The sequence below is a fragment of the Spirulina major PCC 6313 genome (genome assembly GCF_001890765.1).
In the GTDB taxonomy this organism is placed as follows: domain Bacteria; phylum Cyanobacteriota; class Cyanobacteriia; order Cyanobacteriales; family Spirulinaceae; genus Spirulina; species Spirulina major.
On sequence record NZ_KV878783.1, the window covers coordinates 2,275,967 to 2,294,206 of the forward strand.

16 protein-coding genes are annotated in these 18,240 nt (G+C 53.3%); 3 read left to right on the top strand and 13 right to left on the bottom strand.

All coding sequences use genetic code 11. From position 1 onward, the window contains the following. Positions 1-48: 48 nt before the first annotated feature. From ndhD1 to SPI6313_RS09925, 3 genes are all read right to left on the bottom strand, one after another. Complete coding sequence (gene ndhD1 / locus SPI6313_RS09915) at positions 49-1,638, bottom strand: photosynthetic/respiratory NAD(P)H-quinone oxidoreductase subunit D1 (RefSeq protein ID WP_072620851.1); 1,590 nt, start codon at positions 1,636-1,638, stop codon at positions 49-51. An 83-nt stretch (positions 1,639-1,721) separates the two neighbouring features. Beyond that, on the bottom strand, positions 1,722-3,731 hold the full coding sequence (locus SPI6313_RS09920) for an NAD(P)H-quinone oxidoreductase subunit 5 (protein WP_072620852.1): 2,010 nt from the start codon (positions 3,729-3,731) through the stop codon (positions 1,722-1,724). A gap of 252 nt (positions 3,732-3,983) precedes the next feature. Continuing rightward, positions 3,984-4,355, bottom strand: a complete 372-nt coding sequence (locus SPI6313_RS09925; protein ID WP_281248383.1) for a thioredoxin family protein — start codon at positions 4,353-4,355, stop codon at positions 3,984-3,986. 167 nt (positions 4,356-4,522) lie between these two features. Here SPI6313_RS09925 and SPI6313_RS09930 point away from each other — a divergent pair, with 167 nt between their 5' ends. Beyond that, positions 4,523-4,813 carry a DUF427 domain-containing protein gene (locus SPI6313_RS09930; RefSeq protein ID WP_072620853.1) on the top strand — a complete coding sequence of 97 codons (291 nt, stop codon included), beginning with the start codon at positions 4,523-4,525 and terminating at the stop codon, positions 4,811-4,813. A 220-nt stretch (positions 4,814-5,033) separates the two neighbouring features. Here the strand turns inward: SPI6313_RS09930 and SPI6313_RS09935 are convergent, their stop codons facing one another. From SPI6313_RS09935 to SPI6313_RS09950, 4 genes are all read right to left on the bottom strand, one after another. Continuing rightward, the gene (locus SPI6313_RS09935; protein ID WP_072620854.1) at positions 5,034-6,158 is read right to left on the bottom strand and encodes an RNA-guided endonuclease InsQ/TnpB family protein; all 1,125 of its coding nucleotides are present in this window, start codon (positions 6,156-6,158) and stop codon (positions 5,034-5,036) included. Between the two features lie 205 nt (positions 6,159-6,363). Next, positions 6,364-7,590 (bottom strand): transposase, encoded by a 1,227-nt coding sequence (locus SPI6313_RS23495; RefSeq protein ID WP_175551102.1) that lies wholly within the window; start codon positions 7,588-7,590, stop codon positions 6,364-6,366. Positions 7,591-7,850: 260 nt separating this feature from the next. Then, on the bottom strand, positions 7,851-8,297 hold the full coding sequence (locus tag SPI6313_RS09945; protein ID WP_139276604.1) for a hypothetical protein: 447 nt from the start codon (positions 8,295-8,297) through the stop codon (positions 7,851-7,853). A 232-nt stretch (positions 8,298-8,529) separates the two neighbouring features. Continuing rightward, on the bottom strand, positions 8,530-8,907 hold the full coding sequence (locus tag SPI6313_RS09950; RefSeq protein WP_072620856.1) for a hypothetical protein: 378 nt from the start codon (positions 8,905-8,907) through the stop codon (positions 8,530-8,532). A gap of 40 nt (positions 8,908-8,947) precedes the next feature. On the opposite strand from SPI6313_RS09950, the gene SPI6313_RS09955 reads away from it, so the two are divergent. Then, complete coding sequence (locus SPI6313_RS09955; protein ID WP_072623083.1) at positions 8,948-9,613, top strand: putative N-acetylmannosamine-6-phosphate 2-epimerase; 666 nt, start codon at positions 8,948-8,950, stop codon at positions 9,611-9,613. A 1-nt stretch (position 9,614) separates the two neighbouring features. Then, positions 9,615-10,067: a lasso peptide biosynthesis B2 protein gene (locus tag SPI6313_RS09960; protein ID WP_072620857.1), complete on the top strand. Its 453-nt coding sequence runs from the start codon at positions 9,615-9,617 to the stop codon at positions 10,065-10,067. Here SPI6313_RS09960 and proC read toward each other — a convergent pair. The 6 genes from proC to psaA all read right to left on the bottom strand — a co-directional run bounded on the left by proC (position 10,055) and on the right by psaA (position 18,024). Then, positions 10,055-10,864, bottom strand: coding sequence for a pyrroline-5-carboxylate reductase (gene proC / locus SPI6313_RS09965; RefSeq protein ID WP_072620858.1), 810 nt, complete (start codon positions 10,862-10,864; stop codon positions 10,055-10,057). The genes SPI6313_RS09960 and proC overlap by 13 nt on opposite strands. A gap of 111 nt (positions 10,865-10,975) precedes the next feature. After that, a complete protein-coding gene (locus SPI6313_RS25090) occupies positions 10,976-11,608 on the bottom strand; it encodes a cell division protein SepF (RefSeq protein WP_072620859.1) in 633 nt (210 codons plus the stop codon). A 121-nt stretch (positions 11,609-11,729) separates the two neighbouring features. Then, positions 11,730-12,410: a YggS family pyridoxal phosphate-dependent enzyme gene (locus SPI6313_RS09975; protein ID WP_072620860.1), complete on the bottom strand. Its 681-nt coding sequence runs from the start codon at positions 12,408-12,410 to the stop codon at positions 11,730-11,732. Between the two features lie 46 nt (positions 12,411-12,456). After that, positions 12,457-12,729 (bottom strand): transcriptional coactivator PipX, encoded by a 273-nt coding sequence (gene pipX, locus SPI6313_RS09980; RefSeq protein ID WP_072620861.1) that lies wholly within the window; start codon positions 12,727-12,729, stop codon positions 12,457-12,459. Positions 12,730-13,381: 652 nt separating this feature from the next. Continuing rightward, positions 13,382-15,610, bottom strand: coding sequence for a photosystem I core protein PsaB (gene psaB / locus SPI6313_RS09985; RefSeq protein WP_072620862.1), 2,229 nt, complete (start codon positions 15,608-15,610; stop codon positions 13,382-13,384). A 161-nt stretch (positions 15,611-15,771) separates the two neighbouring features. Beyond that, positions 15,772-18,024 (bottom strand): photosystem I core protein PsaA, encoded by a 2,253-nt coding sequence (gene psaA / locus SPI6313_RS09990; protein WP_072620863.1) that lies wholly within the window; start codon positions 18,022-18,024, stop codon positions 15,772-15,774. Positions 18,025-18,240 lie beyond the last annotated feature (216 nt).

Sequence of the window (18,240 nt, forward strand, 5' to 3'; positions counted from 1 at the left end):
AAGCGCGATCGCTCATCCATCCCTTGGTTAACTGAATGATCGTGATGGCTAATTGGGCCCGATAGTGGGAGCCATGGACACCTCTGCGATCGCCGGCGGTGGGGTTTTCGCCGTCTCTACCAAAGTGGGAACGTGACCCCGCACCATGGCGGTGAGTTGGGTTAGGGTGCTGTCGTAGATTTGGGTGGCGATTTTGGGATAGAGACCAATGCCGATGATCGGCACGAGCAACGCCCCAATGATGAACACTTCGCGGGGTTCCACATCCACGAGTTTTTCATGGGACACTAACTCTTTGTTTTCTTCGCCGTAGAAGATTTCCCGCAACATCGAAAGCAGGTAAATCGGCGTGAGGATCACCCCCACAGCGGCAAGGATCACCACAATCACCCGGAAGGTGGTGCTATAGGCATCACTGGTGGCAAAGCCCACAAACACCATTAATTCCGCCACAAAACCGCTCATCCCCGGCAGGGCAAGGGAGGCGAGGGAGCAGGCCGTCCACATGGCGAAGGCTTTTTTCATTGTTTTGCCCACACCGCCCATTTCATCGAGCATCAGGGTATGGGTGCGATCGTAGGTGGCACCCACCATGAAGAAGAGACTCGCGCCGATCAGCCCGTGGGAAATCATTTGCAGCATCGCGCCGCTCATCCCCAGTTCTGTGAAGGAGGCGATCCCAATCAACACAAAGCCCATGTGGGAAATGGAGGAATAGGCGATTTTTCGCTTCAGGTTGCGCTGGGCAAAGGAGGTGAAGGCGGCATAGACAATATTGACCACCCCCAAAATAATCAACACTGGGGCGAATCGCGCATGGGCATCGGGGAGCATGCCTACGTTCATCCGGATCAGAGCATAGCCGCCCATTTTGAGGAGAATCCCGGCGAGGAGCATGTGGGCGGGGGCGGTGGCTTCGCCGTGGGCATCGGGGAGCCAGGTATGGAGGGGGAAGATGGGGAGTTTGACTCCGTAGGCGATCAGGAAACCGGCGTAGAGAATGAGTTGTAGGCCGAGACCGTAGTCTTTGGCAGCGATCGCACTCATATCAAAGGTGACCGTATCGCCGTAAAACGCCATCGTCAACGCGGCAGCCAGGATGAACAGCGAACCGCCGGCGGTGTAAAGAATGAACTTGGTTGCGGCGTAGAGGCGTTTTTTCCCGCCCCAGATCGACAAAATTAGGTACACCGGCACGAGTTCCAATTCCCACACCAGGAAGAAGAGCAGTAAATCCTGCACGGCAAAGACGGCGATCTGACCGCCGTACATCGCCAACATTAAAAAGTAAAAGAGCTTCGGTTTGAGGGTGACGGGCCAGGCGGCCATCATCGCCAGGGTGGTGATAAACCCGGTCAAAATCACCAAGGGCATCGAGAGACCATCAACCCCCACTGACCATTTCAGGTCAATGTCCGGAATCCAGGTGTAGCTTTCCACCAGTTGCAAGCCGGGTTCGGAGAGGTCGTAGCCGGTGTAGAAGGCGTAGACGATGAAAACAAAATCAATCAACCCGACGATCAGGGAATACCAGCGCACGGTTTTCCCGTCTTTGTCTGGGATGATCGGGAGCAAGAGGCCCGCCACCAAGGGAAACAAAATGATGACGGTCAGCCACGGAAAATGGGTTGCATTCATAACAAGTCTGGTATTAGCAAGGGGGTATCGGGGGGTGGAGATGGGGGCAGCGGGAGACGCGATCGCATCCCGCCACTGTGTTTCTAGAGACTAGAGACCACGACAAACCCTAATACCGCCGCGAAAATAATCAGGGCGTAGAATTGGACGCGACCGTTTTCAAAGTACTTCAACCCTTGACCCGTAACCACGGTGACGAGGCCGGTAAAGTTGACGGCTCCATCCACGACGCGATAGTCAATTTCGAGCATTTGCCGCGCAATGCGGCGAGTGCCGACGACGAAGATGCGATCGTAGAGTTCATCAAAATACCATTTGTTGAGGGAGAAGTTGTAAAGGGGTTGGATTTTCTGAGCGATCGCCTTCGGATCGATCGCCTTTTGGCTATACATCAGGCCAGCCAGGGCAATCCCGATCAACCCAATGCCAACGGAAGAACCCGCCATAATGAGAAACTCAGTTTGGTCAAACTCGGCCAGGGCGGCGATCGCTTCACCGGGAGCATGAACCAGATGTTCAAAGCGATTGTGCCACGGCACACCCGCTAACCCGATCAGGGCTGAGGGAATCGCCAAAATCGCCAAGGGCAAGGTCATCGTCCAAGGGGATTCGTGGGGTTTGGCATCATGGTGATCGCCGTGATCATCAGAACCACCACCAGCGATCGCACCGGCCGCCGCCATTAACTCACCTTGAATCGCGGTATCCGTACCCCGGAATGGCCCCTCAAAGGTGAGGAAATACATCCGGAACATATAGAACGCCGTGATCCCCGCCGTCAGCCAGCCCACGAGCCAGAGGGCCGGATTCGCCCCAAAGGCTGACCCTAGAATTTCATCTTTTGACCAAAACCCAGCAAAGGGCGGAATCCCACAGATTGCCAAGTTGCCAATTAAAAAGGTGGTGGCGGTAATGGGCATATATTTTCGCAAGCCCCCCATCAAACGCATATCCTGAGCCAACACCGGGTTATGGCCCACCACCGCTTCCATCCCATGGATCACCGAGCCGGAGCAGAGGAAAAGCATGGCTTTGAAGTAGGCATGGGTCATCAGGTGAAAGAGACCCGCCGAATACGCGCCGCAGCCCATGGCCATCACCATGTAGCCCAGTTGGGAAATGGTGGAATAGGCGAGGCCTTTTTTGATGTCGTTTTGGGTGATGGCGATCGATGCACCCAGGAAGGCGGTTAAGGCCCCCGTCCAGGCGATCACGTTCATCACGAGGGGGAAGGGTTCAAAGACGGGATACATCCGCGCAATCAAAAACACGCCCGCCGCCACCATGGTGGCGGCGTGGATCAGAGCGGAAATGGGGGTGGGGCCTTCCATCGCGTCGGGCAGCCACACATGGAGGGGGAATTGGGCGGATTTGGCCACGGGGCCCAGAAAGACCAAGATGCCGAAGAGGGCCGCGAGGCCACCGGCCAAGGCTCCGGATGCCACCAATTCCTCAAGGCGTTCACCGATGACGGCAAATTCAAAGCTGCCGGTGGCCCAATAGAGGCCGAGCATGCCGAGGAGGAGGCCAAAGTCGCCAACGCGGTTGGTGACGAAGGCTTTTTGGCAGGCATCGGCGGCGGCTTTGCGATCGTACCAAAAGCCAATCAGCAGGTAGGAGCACATCCCCACCAATTCCCAGAAAATATAGACTTGCACAAGGTTGGGGCTGATCACCAGTCCCAACATTGAGGCACTAAATATACTCAAGTAGGCATAAAACCGGACATAGCCGGGATCATGGGCCATGTAGCCGTCGGTGTAGATCATCACCAAGAGGGCGACACTGGTCACGATCGCTAACATGACCGATGTTAGGGGATCAATGATGTACCCCATAGTGAGCCGAAAACTACCGGCGGCGGCCCATTCAAAACTTTGGGTGTAGGGCGCATGGCCTTGAAGTTGACTCCAAAGCAACGCGAAGGACATTGTCATGGCCACGCCAATGAGGACGAGGATGACGACGGCGTTAAGTTGGCGCAGTTTATTGGTTACGTTGTTGACTGATATGAGGCCGATTCCCACCAATGCTGCACCGAAGAGGGGCAACACGGGGATTAACCAAGCGTAGTCGTAGAGGAATGATTCCATCACAAATGCTAGTTGCTTATCCTTGTTGCAGAATACCGCTACCAATTGTGACACATGGCGTTATTTAAAGATGTGTTAACGTCTGCGATGGGAATTTGAGCTTGGGCTATGGGACTGGGGGGCGGGGGAGGGCGATCGCACCATCACCGCACCATCACCGCACCATCAAAGAAGGCAATCAGTTTTAGACTGATTGCCCCGGCCACCAACGACAGATCACGATTTAGTTTGGGTCATTGCTCACCGTGAAGGTTAGAGCGAAGGCGTGAGCAGTTGAAGACTGGCCTGGCTTAGGCTCCGATAGAGTTCATCTCGCCCTGGAAACCCTTCGAGGCGATAGATCAACTCACCTTGAGCGAACAGGACTAGGGTTGGTAAAATTTTGAGGCGATATGTTGCGGCCAGCTTCAAATTTTCATCCGCATTAACGCGAGCAATTTGCAGGGGAACTGGAAACTCGCCTTGGGTTTTTAAGAGGGTCGGTTCGACTAAGTGGCAGAGTTTACACCAAGGGGCCCAAAAGTAAACCATGACAGGGTTGCGGGCAGCGAGAACATGGCGATCAAATGTCTCGTCGGTTGTATTGAGCATGATAAACAGATTTATTAAAGTCTTTGGGATCATGCTACATCGGATTTCAGGGATCGGCTAGAGAAAGTCTGTTGAAATCGACAAGCTTAAATTTATATAAAAAATTTGGAGATCAGCGCCTCTTGATGCAGTGAGAATATTGGCATTTTTAGCCCTTTTATCCTTACAATCAGTTTAGTTTTATTACTTTTTGTAAACCTATGCCGAAAGCAGTCCTCAATGATGTTGTCCTTGCCAGTAGCGATCGCTGCCAACAAGTCGAAGGCAACTACTACTTCCCCCCCGATGCCCTGAACTCGGATTATTTTACGCCGAGTACAACCCACACCCATTGCCCCTGGAAAGGCCAAGCCAGCTACTACACCGTGACCGTTAACGGCACCGAGATCAAAGATGCCGCCTGGTACTACCCCGCCACGACAACGGAGCGGGCGAAGGTGATCGAAGGATACGTCGCGTTTTATAAAACCAAGGTCAAAATCGAAGCCTAACCCCTAGACAATCTTGAGGTGGGGGCGATCGCAATCCAAAGGCTTACCGCTGCTGGGTTGCGATCGCCCCCACTCAACTGAATAACTGCGAGTCAGTTCCTGTCACTAGATCATCGAAACGAGAGTCAGATCACCTAGACCAGTTCAAAGGTCAAGCCGTGCTCTGCTTGCAGATCATAGTTGACTTACTCCCCCGTTTTCTAAACGGGGGATTCTGGGATCAAACAGCAATAGCAGGCAACGCCTGTCTGACATCACCTAACCCAATGGCTGAAGCCCCAGCCACTTTAATATTCATCGCCGCATTCTCATCCCGGTCATTCTCTGCCGAGCAACTGGGACACCGCCAATGGCGAGTCTCTAAATCCAGATGCTCCAAAATATGACCACAACTTGAACAGGTCTTGCTCGAAGGGAACCAGCGGTCAACATAGACCACCCGCTTCCCCTTCTTCGTCGCCACCCACTCCAGGATTTGCAGAAACTCCCGAAACGCCAAATCACTCACCTTACGCCCCCAAAGCCGCTGCATCGCCTTGAGGTTCAAGGTTTCAAAACACAGCACATCAAACTGATTCGTCAGGCGGTGAGCCAACTTCCAGAACCAGTCCCGCCGTCGATGGGCAATATCTTCATGCTTGCGGGCTAAGTTCAATCGGGCACGTTCTCGATGGGCTGAACCCTTTTGCTTACGGGACAACTCTCGACTCGCTTTGCGAACTGCATTGAGTGACTGCTTGAAGAACAAGGGGGCATCAATCTTGAATCCCTCAGAACAGGTCAAGAAGGTCTTAAGTCCAAAATCAAAACCAGCAATGTTACCTGTCTCGGTTTTGACTTGGGGTTCTGACAGGGTATCTACCGTGACAATCATGAACAGTTCTCCCAAGGGAGTTCGTTTAATCGTCACGGTCTTGACCTTGCCCTCAATGGGGCGAGAGTTCCAATATTGATAGACTTTGTTCCCAATCCTGACCCGGTTGCCACCGAGGAATTTGTACCCAGCTTGCTTGAGGGTGAAGGATTTGTATTTTCGGGTTTTCTTGAAGTTGGGCGGTCGAACGCTTCTATCTTTGTGTTTGAAGAACAGTTGATACGCTTTCTCAATTCGTTGGCAGATATCCTGTACGGCTTGAGAACCCACCTGCAACCACCAGGGGTTCCGTTTCCGAAGCTTGGCGATGTGTTTTTGCAGTCGGGCGCAGTTCAAGTGCTTGCCCCACATTCGGTAGTACCGTTTGTGGAGGGCAACACAATGGTTGTAGATACGCCCTGCGGCATTGATTGTCCGCTTGAGGTATCTATTCCGCTTATGCTGGTAGAGCTTGAACTTGAGCGTTTTCATGGTTGCTATGATACCTCGGTATCACGGCTGAATAAATTCAGCCCTTCGCTTATATCCCCCGTTTGGAAAACGGGGGCTTTACGCTTTACATCAGTAACTATCACCATTGTTGACTTCTCCCCGGATTAAAATCACGGGGATTCCCAATCATCACTGATCAGGGTTTCTGCTTCATAGCACCTGCCCTGATTGACGGACAAAAGATTCAGTCAGGGGAGTAAGAAAAAGAGCAAAACTGGAATTCAAGGCGATAAGAGCGTTGCCGATGCTGAGGACGAGAAGCCATAGCCGGTTCAGGGTCAGAATTAGAAAAGAAAGCAACAAGCCGAATCAAGCGCCAGCCCTCAAGGAGAGCAGTACGAATCCACTCAAGACCGATACGAAAATAGCTATTGCCGCGAAACCAATGGGGGTCAACCCAGCGACGCTTGCCCGATTGGACAACCTCAAGACCCTGAGCTGAGACATAGAGAGTCGCCAGAGCCAGAATGAAGCAGAGACGGGAAAGAACACAAACTGAGCGAAGTTGGGAAGATTGGAGGTGCCAACCCCCAGACTGGTCATCGAGAAACGCCTCCTCGATATCAAACCGGAGACCATACTCAGCAAAAGTCTGGAGGTGGGTCGGTTCATCACTGACAACCGCCCAAAACTCGCCATTGACATTGTTGCGACCGAAAATGACATGAACCGGACCATACCATTCACCTTTGTGAAGTTTGACGTTGTGCCAGCAGAGGGCTTCACCGGGTTTGAGATGAAACGCTTTTGGTTGGCTCCAGCCCTTGGCAGAGTGCCAAAGCCAGGTATTGCTTTTGATGCGGATGCGATAATGCCAGCCGAAGGTGCGCACCAGCGTCATAGTCTCCGTCTGCACAAAGCCACGGTCAGCCAGCAGCACCACCTTCACCCCTTGCGGTAGGAGTCGAGCGACATCTTGGAGCAGTTCTCGGTAGGTGTTGGCGGCAACCGAGGCACTGGGATGAGCCAACACACGCCAGCCTAGGGGTAAAGCACGACCGCGATGCACCACAGCCACCCGAATCAGACAATACTCATCCCAAAATAGTGAGGTGTCTAAGCTCAGGTACATCACCTCATCCTGCCAATCGGCTAAGGCGGCTTTGATGATGGGTTTGTAGAGTCGATGAATATTGATGCGGCTATTGCCCAGCCAGCGTCGGACTCGCCGCTGTTTACTTTGGGCAAACAATCCTCGACAGGGCAGATACGGCAGCCATTTCGTGAGGTTGACTGCTCCGGTTTGGATGACGGCGATGACCATCCAGATGCAGGTAGTCAGGTGGCTCAGATGCGCCCAGGGGATGTCTTGACCCAACCAGGTTTTCAGGGCATTGTAAATTTGGGAGTTTTTTTCACAGTTCTCCAGAGTTTTGTTGTGGTAACTCAATTCTAGAGGACTGACTCCCATTTCTTAATTCTCTGTATTTCAGTCAGGGCAACCTCTTTAGCTATCCCTACCACTTCTTTTGTCAGTCAATCAGGCACCTGCCTTCCGAGATTTACTCTCTTCAGGTCTTACAGTCACTCCACAGACTAACACCGCTAGCCCAACGGCTTTACAGATGCAGTAGGTGGGAGAAGCCAGAAACGTATACTTGTATCGCTGTCTGGAGTATGTCACGGTGATCATGATCGTGGAGTGCGATGCACAGCAATGATCCCAACAGCCTATTGGGGGGGAGGATCGGGAGCCACTTCGGGGGCTGGCTCTGATTCTGTGGCTGGTGGCGTGGGGGTCACACCGCAATAGGTTTGGAGGGTGCGGATCGTGTCCGCCACGGTGAGGCTCGATTTTTCCACTTCAACGGAAAATTGATCAATGGCGGTGGCGAGTTGGTCGAGTTTAATCCGACCTTCAGCATCTAAATTCAGTTGGCTCACTTCATTCAAAACCCCCGATGCGTCTTGAATTAAGTCACGGTGATGCCCGCCTTGTTCTACATAGGTTGCTTGGAACGTCTGAAGTTCTTGATCTGCTACTTTGACGTTTTGAATGGCTTCGATGTAGAGGGTGATATCCTCGGCAATTTTGTTAAAGGCGGTGGACATTTCCTGGGCAGCTTGCTTGAACTCGTCAAAACTCTGGGCCTGTTCAAAGGATTCAGAGTTTTTCATTTGCTCATAGAAGTTTTGATCAATTGATTCTAATTTACTGATTTCAAGCATCAGCTTATTACATTGTGTGACTTTACTTTCGCCACAGCTTGAGAGTCCTATTCCTAGACAGAGTCCAAGAATCATCATCTTGTTGATGGGGGGGGAGAATAGTTGAGTAAAAAGTTGCACCATAGTTTTTGATTCACCGTCCCTGCAATGACGCACCTTGGAACACAGGAGTTGCCATCATTTAAGAAGGGGTTTCTAAGGGGCGGCAAAAGTCCTCTAATCCTGTTTTTAACACATACAAAATGACCGGTGTGGCTAAGGAGGGGGGGATCAGGTCAGAATTGGCAACGGCGATGATTGTTTTGTCGATCGCACCGGCGGCGAGGTTTTGGCGGGGAATGTCTTGGCAGATCACAGCGCGACAGCGTTTCGCGAGGTCGGCAAGCCAAGCGGCGTTGTCTTCTTGGGGTTGTTGTCCGGCGCGGATGGCGAGGGAGATGGTGGCATCTGCGAGGTTCCCTTCGCAGTCTTCGATTTCGGTGAGGGCTTTGAGGGCGGGCGGATAGCGGTTGAGTTGGGTGCGAAAATGTTCGATTTCTTCGGGGCTTAAGGTTGCCATTGTGGATTATGCTGTCGATGGTATTCTCTACGATAGCACCATGCTTTCTAGCCTTCGTGATCAGTTAATTGTCTCGTGCCAAGCTCCGGCAGATTCGCCCCTCCATGCGCCGGAAATGATTGCGGCGATCGCCCAGGCGACGGTGAATCAAGGGGCGATCGCGGTGCGGATTGATAGCCCCGCCCATATTGCAGCGGTGCGCCAACGGTTGCCCCAGATTCCGATTATCGGTCTGTGGAAGCAGATGATCCCTGGCTGTGCGGTGTATATTACGCCGCGTTTAGAAGATGCGATCGCGGTGATTGAGGCGGGGGCGGATATTGTGGCCATGGATGCGACGCGGCGCGATCGCCCCGGTGGGGTGACAGTGGCGGAGTTGATCGCGGCGATCCATGATCGAGGTAAGTTAGTGATGGCGGATGTGGATGATTTTGCCAGTGCGTCTGAGGCGATCGCGGCCGGGGCGGATCTCGTCGGCACCACCCTCTACGGCTACACCGAAACCACCGCCAACCAAACCCCACCGGCTTGGGATCTGCTCCGCCGTATCGCCCAAGAACTCGACACCTTCACCATTTGTGAAGGCGGCATCGCCACCCCAGAGATGGTGCGCCAAGCGTTGGATGGCGGAGCCGATGCCGTGGTGGTGGGCACAGCGATTACAGGAATTGATCTACGCACCCAAGCGTTTCGAGCGGTGTTGTGAGATGGGGTGGCGGCACAAATGGCAGACGGCCCAGCGGTTGTCGCGGCAGGATTGGGGCTGGTTTCTAGGGGCCATGATCCTGTTGCCGCTGGTAGCGGTGTTGGTGCAAGGGTTGGGGTTGCGGCGGGCGCAGCACTGTTTGCGAACCTGTGGGCCTGATCCGGGTCGGATCGAACCTTGCTTATCGTTTCTTCAAATCAAACGCTTGGCGGCGATGGTGACTTTGGCGGATCGCTACAGTCGGCCCTGGAGTAATTGTTTGCGGCGATCGCTGACTCTGGCCTACGGGTTACGGTGGTACGGCGTGGCGGCGGATTTACGCATTGGCATGCGTCGCCATCAGGGCCAGATGGAAAGCCATGCTTGGATTGAATGGCGGGGGATGGTGTTGGGCGATCGCGCCGACATCGGCCAAGACTACCGCGCCTTTGCCCAGACGATTCACCCCGATTGACCCAACTCCCGCGATCGCCCATAGGCTGCCTGCACCGCCTTAATGACTGCCGAACGAAACCCATATTCTTCCAGTGCCGCCACCCCTGCGATCGTCGTGCCCCCCGGACTGGTGACTTGATCCTTGAGTTGGGCCGGATGCAGATCCGTTTCTCGCAGCAGTTGCGTTGTGCCGTACACCGTTTGGAGGGCGAGTTTCTGGGCAATGGCACGGGGTAAGCCCGCTGCCACACCGCCATCGGCCAGGGCTTCAATCAGGAGCGCCACAAAGGCAGGCCCCGATCCCGATAGCCCCGTTACCGCATCCATCAAGCTTTCCGAAACCGTCACCACCTCACCCACCGCCGCAAAAATGCGCTCGGCTTGGGTGATTTGCGTCGCTGAAACCTGCGCATTGGGGGCGATCGCTGTCATCCCTGCACCCACCGTAGCCGGTGTATTGGGCATCACCCGGATCGTCGGTTGTTGGGGAAATACTTGGTTGAGGCGCTCAAGGGTCACCCCGGCCAAAATAGACAAAACCAAGGTCTGGGGCGCAAGCTGCACCGCTGCCAAACTCTGCTGCACCGCGCTAAGCATTTGGGGCTTGACCGCCAGTAGCAGAATGTCCGCCTGGCTGGCTTCTGTGTTGCTCGTGGTGGGGGTCACGCCGTAGCGCGATCGCAACACCTCACCCCGCGCCACCATCGGATCACTGACGATCACAGCACGGGGATCATACACCTGCTCTGCCACCAGCCGCGACAGGAGCGCCTCCCCCATCACCCCCCCACCAATCACACCCAATTGATACACCATGACCCGATTACCTCCTGCTCACTAGGCTCAACAATAACGAAGGGGGTGCATCGTTGCACCCCCGCGATTGGGGACAGGGAACTGTCCAACAGTCTGAATCAACGCGACACCCTACTGAGCGAGACGATTGGGGTCTAAAGACCACGATGCGTTCGGGTTCGGCGCACCAGTACCGGCGCTCATGGTGGGCCGGGTTGTGAGAGGAGAAGCTAATTCCTGGGCAGCGATCGCATTTTGGGTGCTCACCTGCACACAACTCGGGGTAAACAGAAAAATGCTTTCCCCAATCCGCTCTTGATGGCCATCGATGGCATAGGTTCCACCCGCCACAAAATCCACCGCCCGCTGCGCCTCATCTGGGTCAATAATCGTTAAATTCAACACCACCGATTTCCGTTCCCGGAGCGCCTGAATCACTTGGGGCATTTCTTCAAAGGAACGGGGTTCAATGACGACGACTTCTGAAATTCCGTTTGCCGATCCGGGCATTCCTATCACGTTACTCCTTGCTGCTGCGGTTGCGGTTGATGATAAACCAGGGGATGGAGAAGGGGTTTCGGGAGCAGTCATCGCTGTTGAACGATCCCTTGTCCGGCGAGGGCGTTGACGGTCTTCCTCAGCAGCCGGAGCATTCTCCTGTTGATACAGATTTTGGTAATCGTTACCCTCCATATCCTCCTCATAATACTCATACTCTGGTTCATTGTAGCCAACAAGATCCTTGAGTTTATTAAAAATATTCATGGTTGTAATGGTCCCTATCCCGTTCTATAGGCTTAATCATACCAATGCCCTTATTCCTTGTGATCATAAGGTCGCTATCATCATATCTGGAGACCGCCCTCTTGTACCATGAAAACGTTTCTCAGGTCGCTGGATTTGGGGGGCGATCGCCAAAAATACCGCGACCAATGCGCACCATCGTTGACCCCGCTGCAATGGCGATCGGATAGTCCCCGGACATCCCCATGGACAATTCCGTCATCTCCAAGGGAGGGCCATAGGCCGCTGCAATGTGAGCCGCTGCATCCCGTGTCTCTTGAAACGCCCTCAGCGTATCCGCCGTCGTCAACCCCAACGGCAAAATCGTCATCAAACCTTGAATTTTCAAGTGCTGACACTGGGCCAACTGGGGTAAATCCGCCGCGAGATCCGCCAACCGCCAGCCATATTTATTCGCATCCTGGCGCGGCTTCACCTGCAACAACACCTGGGGCGATTTTCCCAATTCCGCCGCCAATCGGTCGAGGCGCTGCGCCAGCTTCAAACTATCGCAGGTGTGAATCCAATCAAACTGCTCCACGGCTTTCTTCGCTTTGTTACTTTGCAAGTGGCCGATCAAATGCCAGCGGATGTCCGGTAGATCGTGCAACTCCGCTTGTTTTGCGATCGCCTCCTGAATCCGACTCTCACCAAAATCCCGCACCCCCGCCCCATAGGCCTCCCGCATCGCCGTCGCCGGAAACGTCTTACTCACCGCCAACAGACGCACCTCAGGCGGCAACGTCTGACCAATGGCTGCTAAACGAGAAGCGATCGAAGTCATACCAGAAAAATCACACCATGATCACACTGCACCAAGCCCCACCCCGTCACTGAAACGTTCGCTTATAGATCAAATTCAAATCCTTATAATCCTCCAACGCATTGATGCGCCGCAACTTCCGCAGCCGATTTTCCACCAACAACCGTGCATCCGACCGTCCCAACGGCTCAAACGCTAACCCATGAGTCGCTTGGGAAACAACAAAAAATAAGCGTTGAGCGTAGAGAGTCGTATAGAGTTCTTGATTATCTTCAATCGGACAAACCTTGAAAAGGAGGCCAAAAGTTGGATGATTGAGATATGTTTCGTTACTTTTCATTCGGTCTTGTCTAAAAGATTCTCCATGACTCATCGATGGCGGTAATCAAGAACTTCAATAGGCAATTAGCCTATAGATGGATCACCGAGCAATCCCAAAATCTGGCCTATTCAAACTTACGCTTCGACTACGCTCAAGATAAGACAGAGTCTATCTAACAACATTGTTTGAGACCTTCCCCAAGGTGACTTGCAACATTAAAGTGAATCTAAACGACTATGATATCTTGATTTGTCCCTTTTCAGGAAATTCCGTGCTCCTCCCACCTCAGCAAGACAGGATTCTAGCCCTGATTCTCACCCCGAAGTATCCCCCGATCGATGTCACTTGAGGTGGTTTTTGATGGGCAGGCAGACATTACTTTTTGGGGGCAATGTAGAGTGTTAATCCTAATCCAAAACCAGTCTAATCGGCTCGATCTATAGCAATCAACAAGGGCATTAGGACAGGCAAGGGGCTGATAAAGCCCCTTGTTCCAGAGTCTCTGAATGTCCTAACCGCTCTGGCTAGTGCTATACATAGCAGTTCCGGAAGTCATGGGGGACATCCATGCTGGCTGGATACTGCCCCAAGTCACCAACGCTACTACTCCATGCAAAAAGCCCCCACCCGGAGGTGAGGGCTTTGACAGCATTAAGCGTCAGCTAAACGGTTAGCCGAATTTACCCGCTGTTGAGGCAATCAAGAAAGCGGCGTAGGTTAGGACATACCCCACTGAGAAGTGAGCCAGACCCACCACACGAGCTTGAACGATGGAGAGTGCTACGGGCTTATCTTTCCAACGAATCAGGTTCGCCAGAGGAGTGCGCTCGTGAGCCCAAACGATCGTTTCGATTAGCTCTTGCCAGTAACCCCGCCAAGAGATGAGGAACATGAAGCCCGTTGCCCAAACCAGGTGTCCGAAGAGGAACATCCAAGCCCAGACCGACAGGTTATTCACACCGAAGGGGTTGTAGCCGTTGATTAACTGTGCGGAGTTCGCCCAGAGATAATCCCGGAACCAGCCCATCAGGTAGGTAGAGTTTTCGTTGAACTGAGCAACGTTGCCCTGCCAAATACCGAGGTGCTTCCAGTGCCAGTAGAAGGTTACCCAACCAAGAGTGTTGAGCATCCAGAACATGGCGAGGTAGAAGGAATCCCAAGCGGAGATGTCGCAGGTGCCGCCACGGCCGGGGCCGTCGCAGGGGAAGCTGTAGCCGAAGTCTTTTTTGTCGGGCATCAGCTTGGAACCGCGAGCATCCAACGCGCCTTTGATCAGGATTAAGGCGGTGGTGTGGAGACCGAGGGCGATCGCATGGTGAACCAAGAAGTCCCCAGGCCCAATGGTCAAGAACAAAGAGTTTGTTCCACTGTTGATGGCTTCTAACCATCCCCCTAACCAGACATTGCCAGAATTGGGCCAAGCGGTAGATGCAATACTGTCAGGGTTCGACAGCAATACATCAAAGCCATAGAGGAGTTTACCGTGGGAAGCTTGAATCCACTGGGCAAACACCGGCTCAATCAGGATTTGTTTTTCAGGAGTACCAAAGGCAACCACCACATCGTTGTGGACATAGAGACCCAGGGTATGGAAACCGAGGAACAGGGAAACCCAGCTTAAGTGAGAGATGATCGCTTCTTTATGTTCGAGCATCCGCGCCAAGACGTTATCTTTGTTGGCTTCAGGATCGTAGTCCCGAACAAAGAAGATCGCACCGTGGGCAAACGCACCAACCATCAGGAAGCCAGCAATGTACTGGTGATGGGTATAGAGCGCCGCTTGGGTGGTGTAGTCCTTGGCGATGAAGACGTAGGACGGCAGCGAATACATGTGTTGCGCCACCAGCGAGGTCACAACCCCAAGGCTAGCCAGGGCTAAACCAAGTTGGAAGTGGAGGGAGTTGTTGATTGTGTCATACAACCCTTTGTGACCTGCACCCAGTAGTCCACCGAAGGGCGTGCCTTTGGGGGGATTGTGGGCTTCGTGAATGGTCTTGATTTCGTGACCAATCCCGAAGTTGGTTTTGTACATGTGACCGGCAATGATGAAGATCACTGCGATCGCCAGGTGGTGATGCGCAATATCCGTCAACCACAACGATTCCGTCTGGGGATGGAAACCACCCAAGAAGGTCAAAATCGCCGTACCTGCACCTTCGGACGTACCGAAGACATGGCCCGCCGTATCCGGGTTCTGAGCGTAGACGCTCCAGTTCCCCGTGAAGAAGGGAGCCAAGCCCGCCGGGTGAGGTTTCACCGACAGGAAGTTATCCCAACCCACATGAATACCGCGAGATTCCGGAATTGCCACGTGAACCAAGTGACCCGTCCAAGCCAAGGAACTCACCCCAAAGAGGGCAGCCAAGTGGTGGTTGAGACGGTGTTCAGCCAACTTGAACCATTGCAAGCTGGGGCGGAACTTGGGTTGCAAGTGCAGCCAACCGGCGAACAGCATCAACGCTGACAGGATTAACAAGAAGATCGAACCTTGATAGAGGTCTTGGTTCGTCGTCATCCCAATGGTGTAGAACCAGTGGTAAACCCCGGAGTAGCAGATATTAACAGGGTTGCTCGCCCCGGCTTGGGTGAACGCATCGATCGCGCCACTCCCAAACTGAGGGTCCCAAATCGCATGGGCGATCGGACGGACATTCAGAGGATCTTTAATCCACTGTTCAAAGTTGCCTTGCCAAGCGACGTGAAAAATCGTGCCAGAGGTCCACAAGAAGATGATGGCCAAGTGACCGAAGTGCGAAGCAAAGATCTTTTGGTAAAGATTTTCTTCGGTCATCCCATCATGGGTTTCAAAATCGTGGGCCGTGGCAATCCCGTACCAAATCCGACGTGTTGTCGGGTCTTGGGCGAGATCTTGGCTAAATTTTGGAAATTTAGTTGCCATAAACCTTTTTAGGAAATACTCCTAGCGTGAACAATGATGCTTGAACAAGCAGCTCATTTGTTTGATGCCCCCCACCGAACTCCGTCCGGTGGAGGTCGGGTGCAAAGCGATCGAGGATCAGAACAGAATGTCCCTAGGGCGATCGCTTCTAGTTAGGATGTTCAACCGACGGATAGCATCCGCGCCAAGAAGAACGCCCACGTGGTAACAATGCCACCTAAGAGGTAGTGAGCTACCCCAACAGCGCGACCTTGAACGATGCTGAGCGCACGGGGTTGAATGGCCGGAGCCACTTTCAACTTATTATGTGCCCAAACAATCGACTCGATCAGTTCTTGCCAGTAGCCGCGACCACTGAACAGGAACATGAGGCTGAAGGCAAACACAAAGTGACCGGCCAGGAACATAATGCCGTAGGCCGACAGTGCTGAACCATAGGAGTTGATCACGTTAGCAGCTTGGGCCCAGAGGAAATCTCGCAGCCAGCCGTTGATCGTAATCGCACTTTGGGCAAAATTGCCAGCAGTGATATGGGAGACATTGTCACCGGAGACCGTTCCCCACACATCGGATTGCATTTTCCAACTGAAGTGGAAGATCACAATCGAGAGAGAGTTATACATCCAGAACAGACCGAGGAAGACGTGGTCCCAACCAGAAACCTGGCAAGTACCGCCGCGACCGGGCCCGTCACAGGGGAAGCGGAAACCCAATTCAGCTTTGTCTGGAACCAGACGGGAGCTGCGGGCATAGAGTACACCTTTCAAGAGGATCAACGCGGTAACGTGGATCGTAAAGGCGTGGATGTGGTGAACCATGAAGTCCGCCGTCCCGAGGGTGATTGGCATCATGGCAACTTTTCCACCGACCGCAACAATACCGCCGCCAAAGGCGTAGCTCACAGGCTCAAGGGCATTGGGTGCGGTCCCACCGGGAGCGAGGGTGTGCAGATTTTGCACCCACTGCGCGAAGATGGGCTGGAGTTGAATCGCCGTATCCGAGAACATGTCTTGGGGACGACCCAACGCACGCATGGTGTCGTTGTGGATGTAGAGTCCAAAGCTGTGGAAGCCGAGGAAAATACACACCCAGTTCAGGTGCGAGATGATCGCATCGCGGTGACGCAGAACGCGATCGAGGAGGTTGTTGACATTCTTGGCGGGGTCATAATCCCGAACCATGAAGATCGCACCATGAGCGCCTGCACCCACGATTAAGAAGCCGCCGATCCACATGTGGTGGGTAAACAGCGAAATCTGAGTTCCGTAGTCAATGGCTTGATACGGATAGGGGGGCATGGCGTACATATGCTGGGCCACAATGATGGTGAGTGAACCGAGCATGGCGAGGTTGATCGCCAGTTGTGCGTGCCAAGAGGTGGTGAGGATCTCATAGAGACCTTTGTGACCTTCCCCGGTGAATGGGCCTTTATGGGCTTCAAGAATTTCCTTGAGGCTGTGACCAATTCCCCAGTTGGTGCGGTACATATGACCGGCGATGATGAACAGCACGGCGATCGCGAGGTGGTGATGTGCCACATCGGTGAGCCAAAGGCTGCCCGTCACCGGGTTCAAACCACCTTTGAAGGTGAGGATATCCGAATAAGCACCCCAGTTGAGGGTAAAGAAAGGTGTTAACCCTTGAGCAAAACTGGGGAACCACTCTGCCATCTTGTCCGCATTGAGTACGTACTCATGGGGCAAGGGGATATCTTTAGCTGCCACACCGGCATCCAGCAGTTTGTTCACAGGTAAGGACACGTGGATCAGGTGACCCGTCCAACCCAAGGAACCGCAACCTAAGAGCACCGAAAGGTGATGGTTAAGCATGGATTCGGTGTTTTGGAACCACTCCAGCTTCGGAGCTGCTTTGTGATAGTGGAACCAACCCGCAAAGATACACAGAGCAGCCATCACCAGACCGCCGATGGCCGTTGCCATCAGTTGGTAGCTGGTGGTGAAGCCACAGGCGCGCCACAGATAGAACAATCCAGAGGTGATCTGGATGCCGTGGAAGCCGCCGCCAACGTCGCCGTTGAGAATGCCTTGACCCACGATGGGCCAAACAACTTGTGCACTGGGCTTGATGTTAATCGGATCATTGAGCCAAGCCGTGTAGTTGGAGAAGCGAGCACCATGGAAGTACATTCCGCTTAACCAAACAAAGACGACGGCTAGGTGACCAAAGTGAGCACTGAAGATTTTCCGAGAAATATCTTCTAGGTCACTGGTTTGACTATCGAAATCGTGCGCATCGGCGTGTAGGTTCCAAATCCAAGTGGTGGTTTTGGGGCCTTTTGCTAATGCGCGGCTGAAATGACCAGGTTTACCCCACTTCTCGGTTGAAGTGGCTACTGGGTCTTTATCTACCGTTACTCTGACCTTAGCCTCTCGTTCTGGAGGACTGATTGTCATGAGGATTCTCCTCCCTAGACAACGAAAATGAGCGTATTCCCGTTTGAGAATTTAGATGATGAATCGCAAACAAACCAAGGGGTTGTTGCTTTTCTTAAAGTATCCGTGGCTTGACGAGCAAGATTACGGATAGCGCAAGTTCAATCGGTTCTGATGACAGAACGCTTGTAGTAGATGATAAGTCTTGCTTTCACCCGATGCCGGAGAGGTTAACAA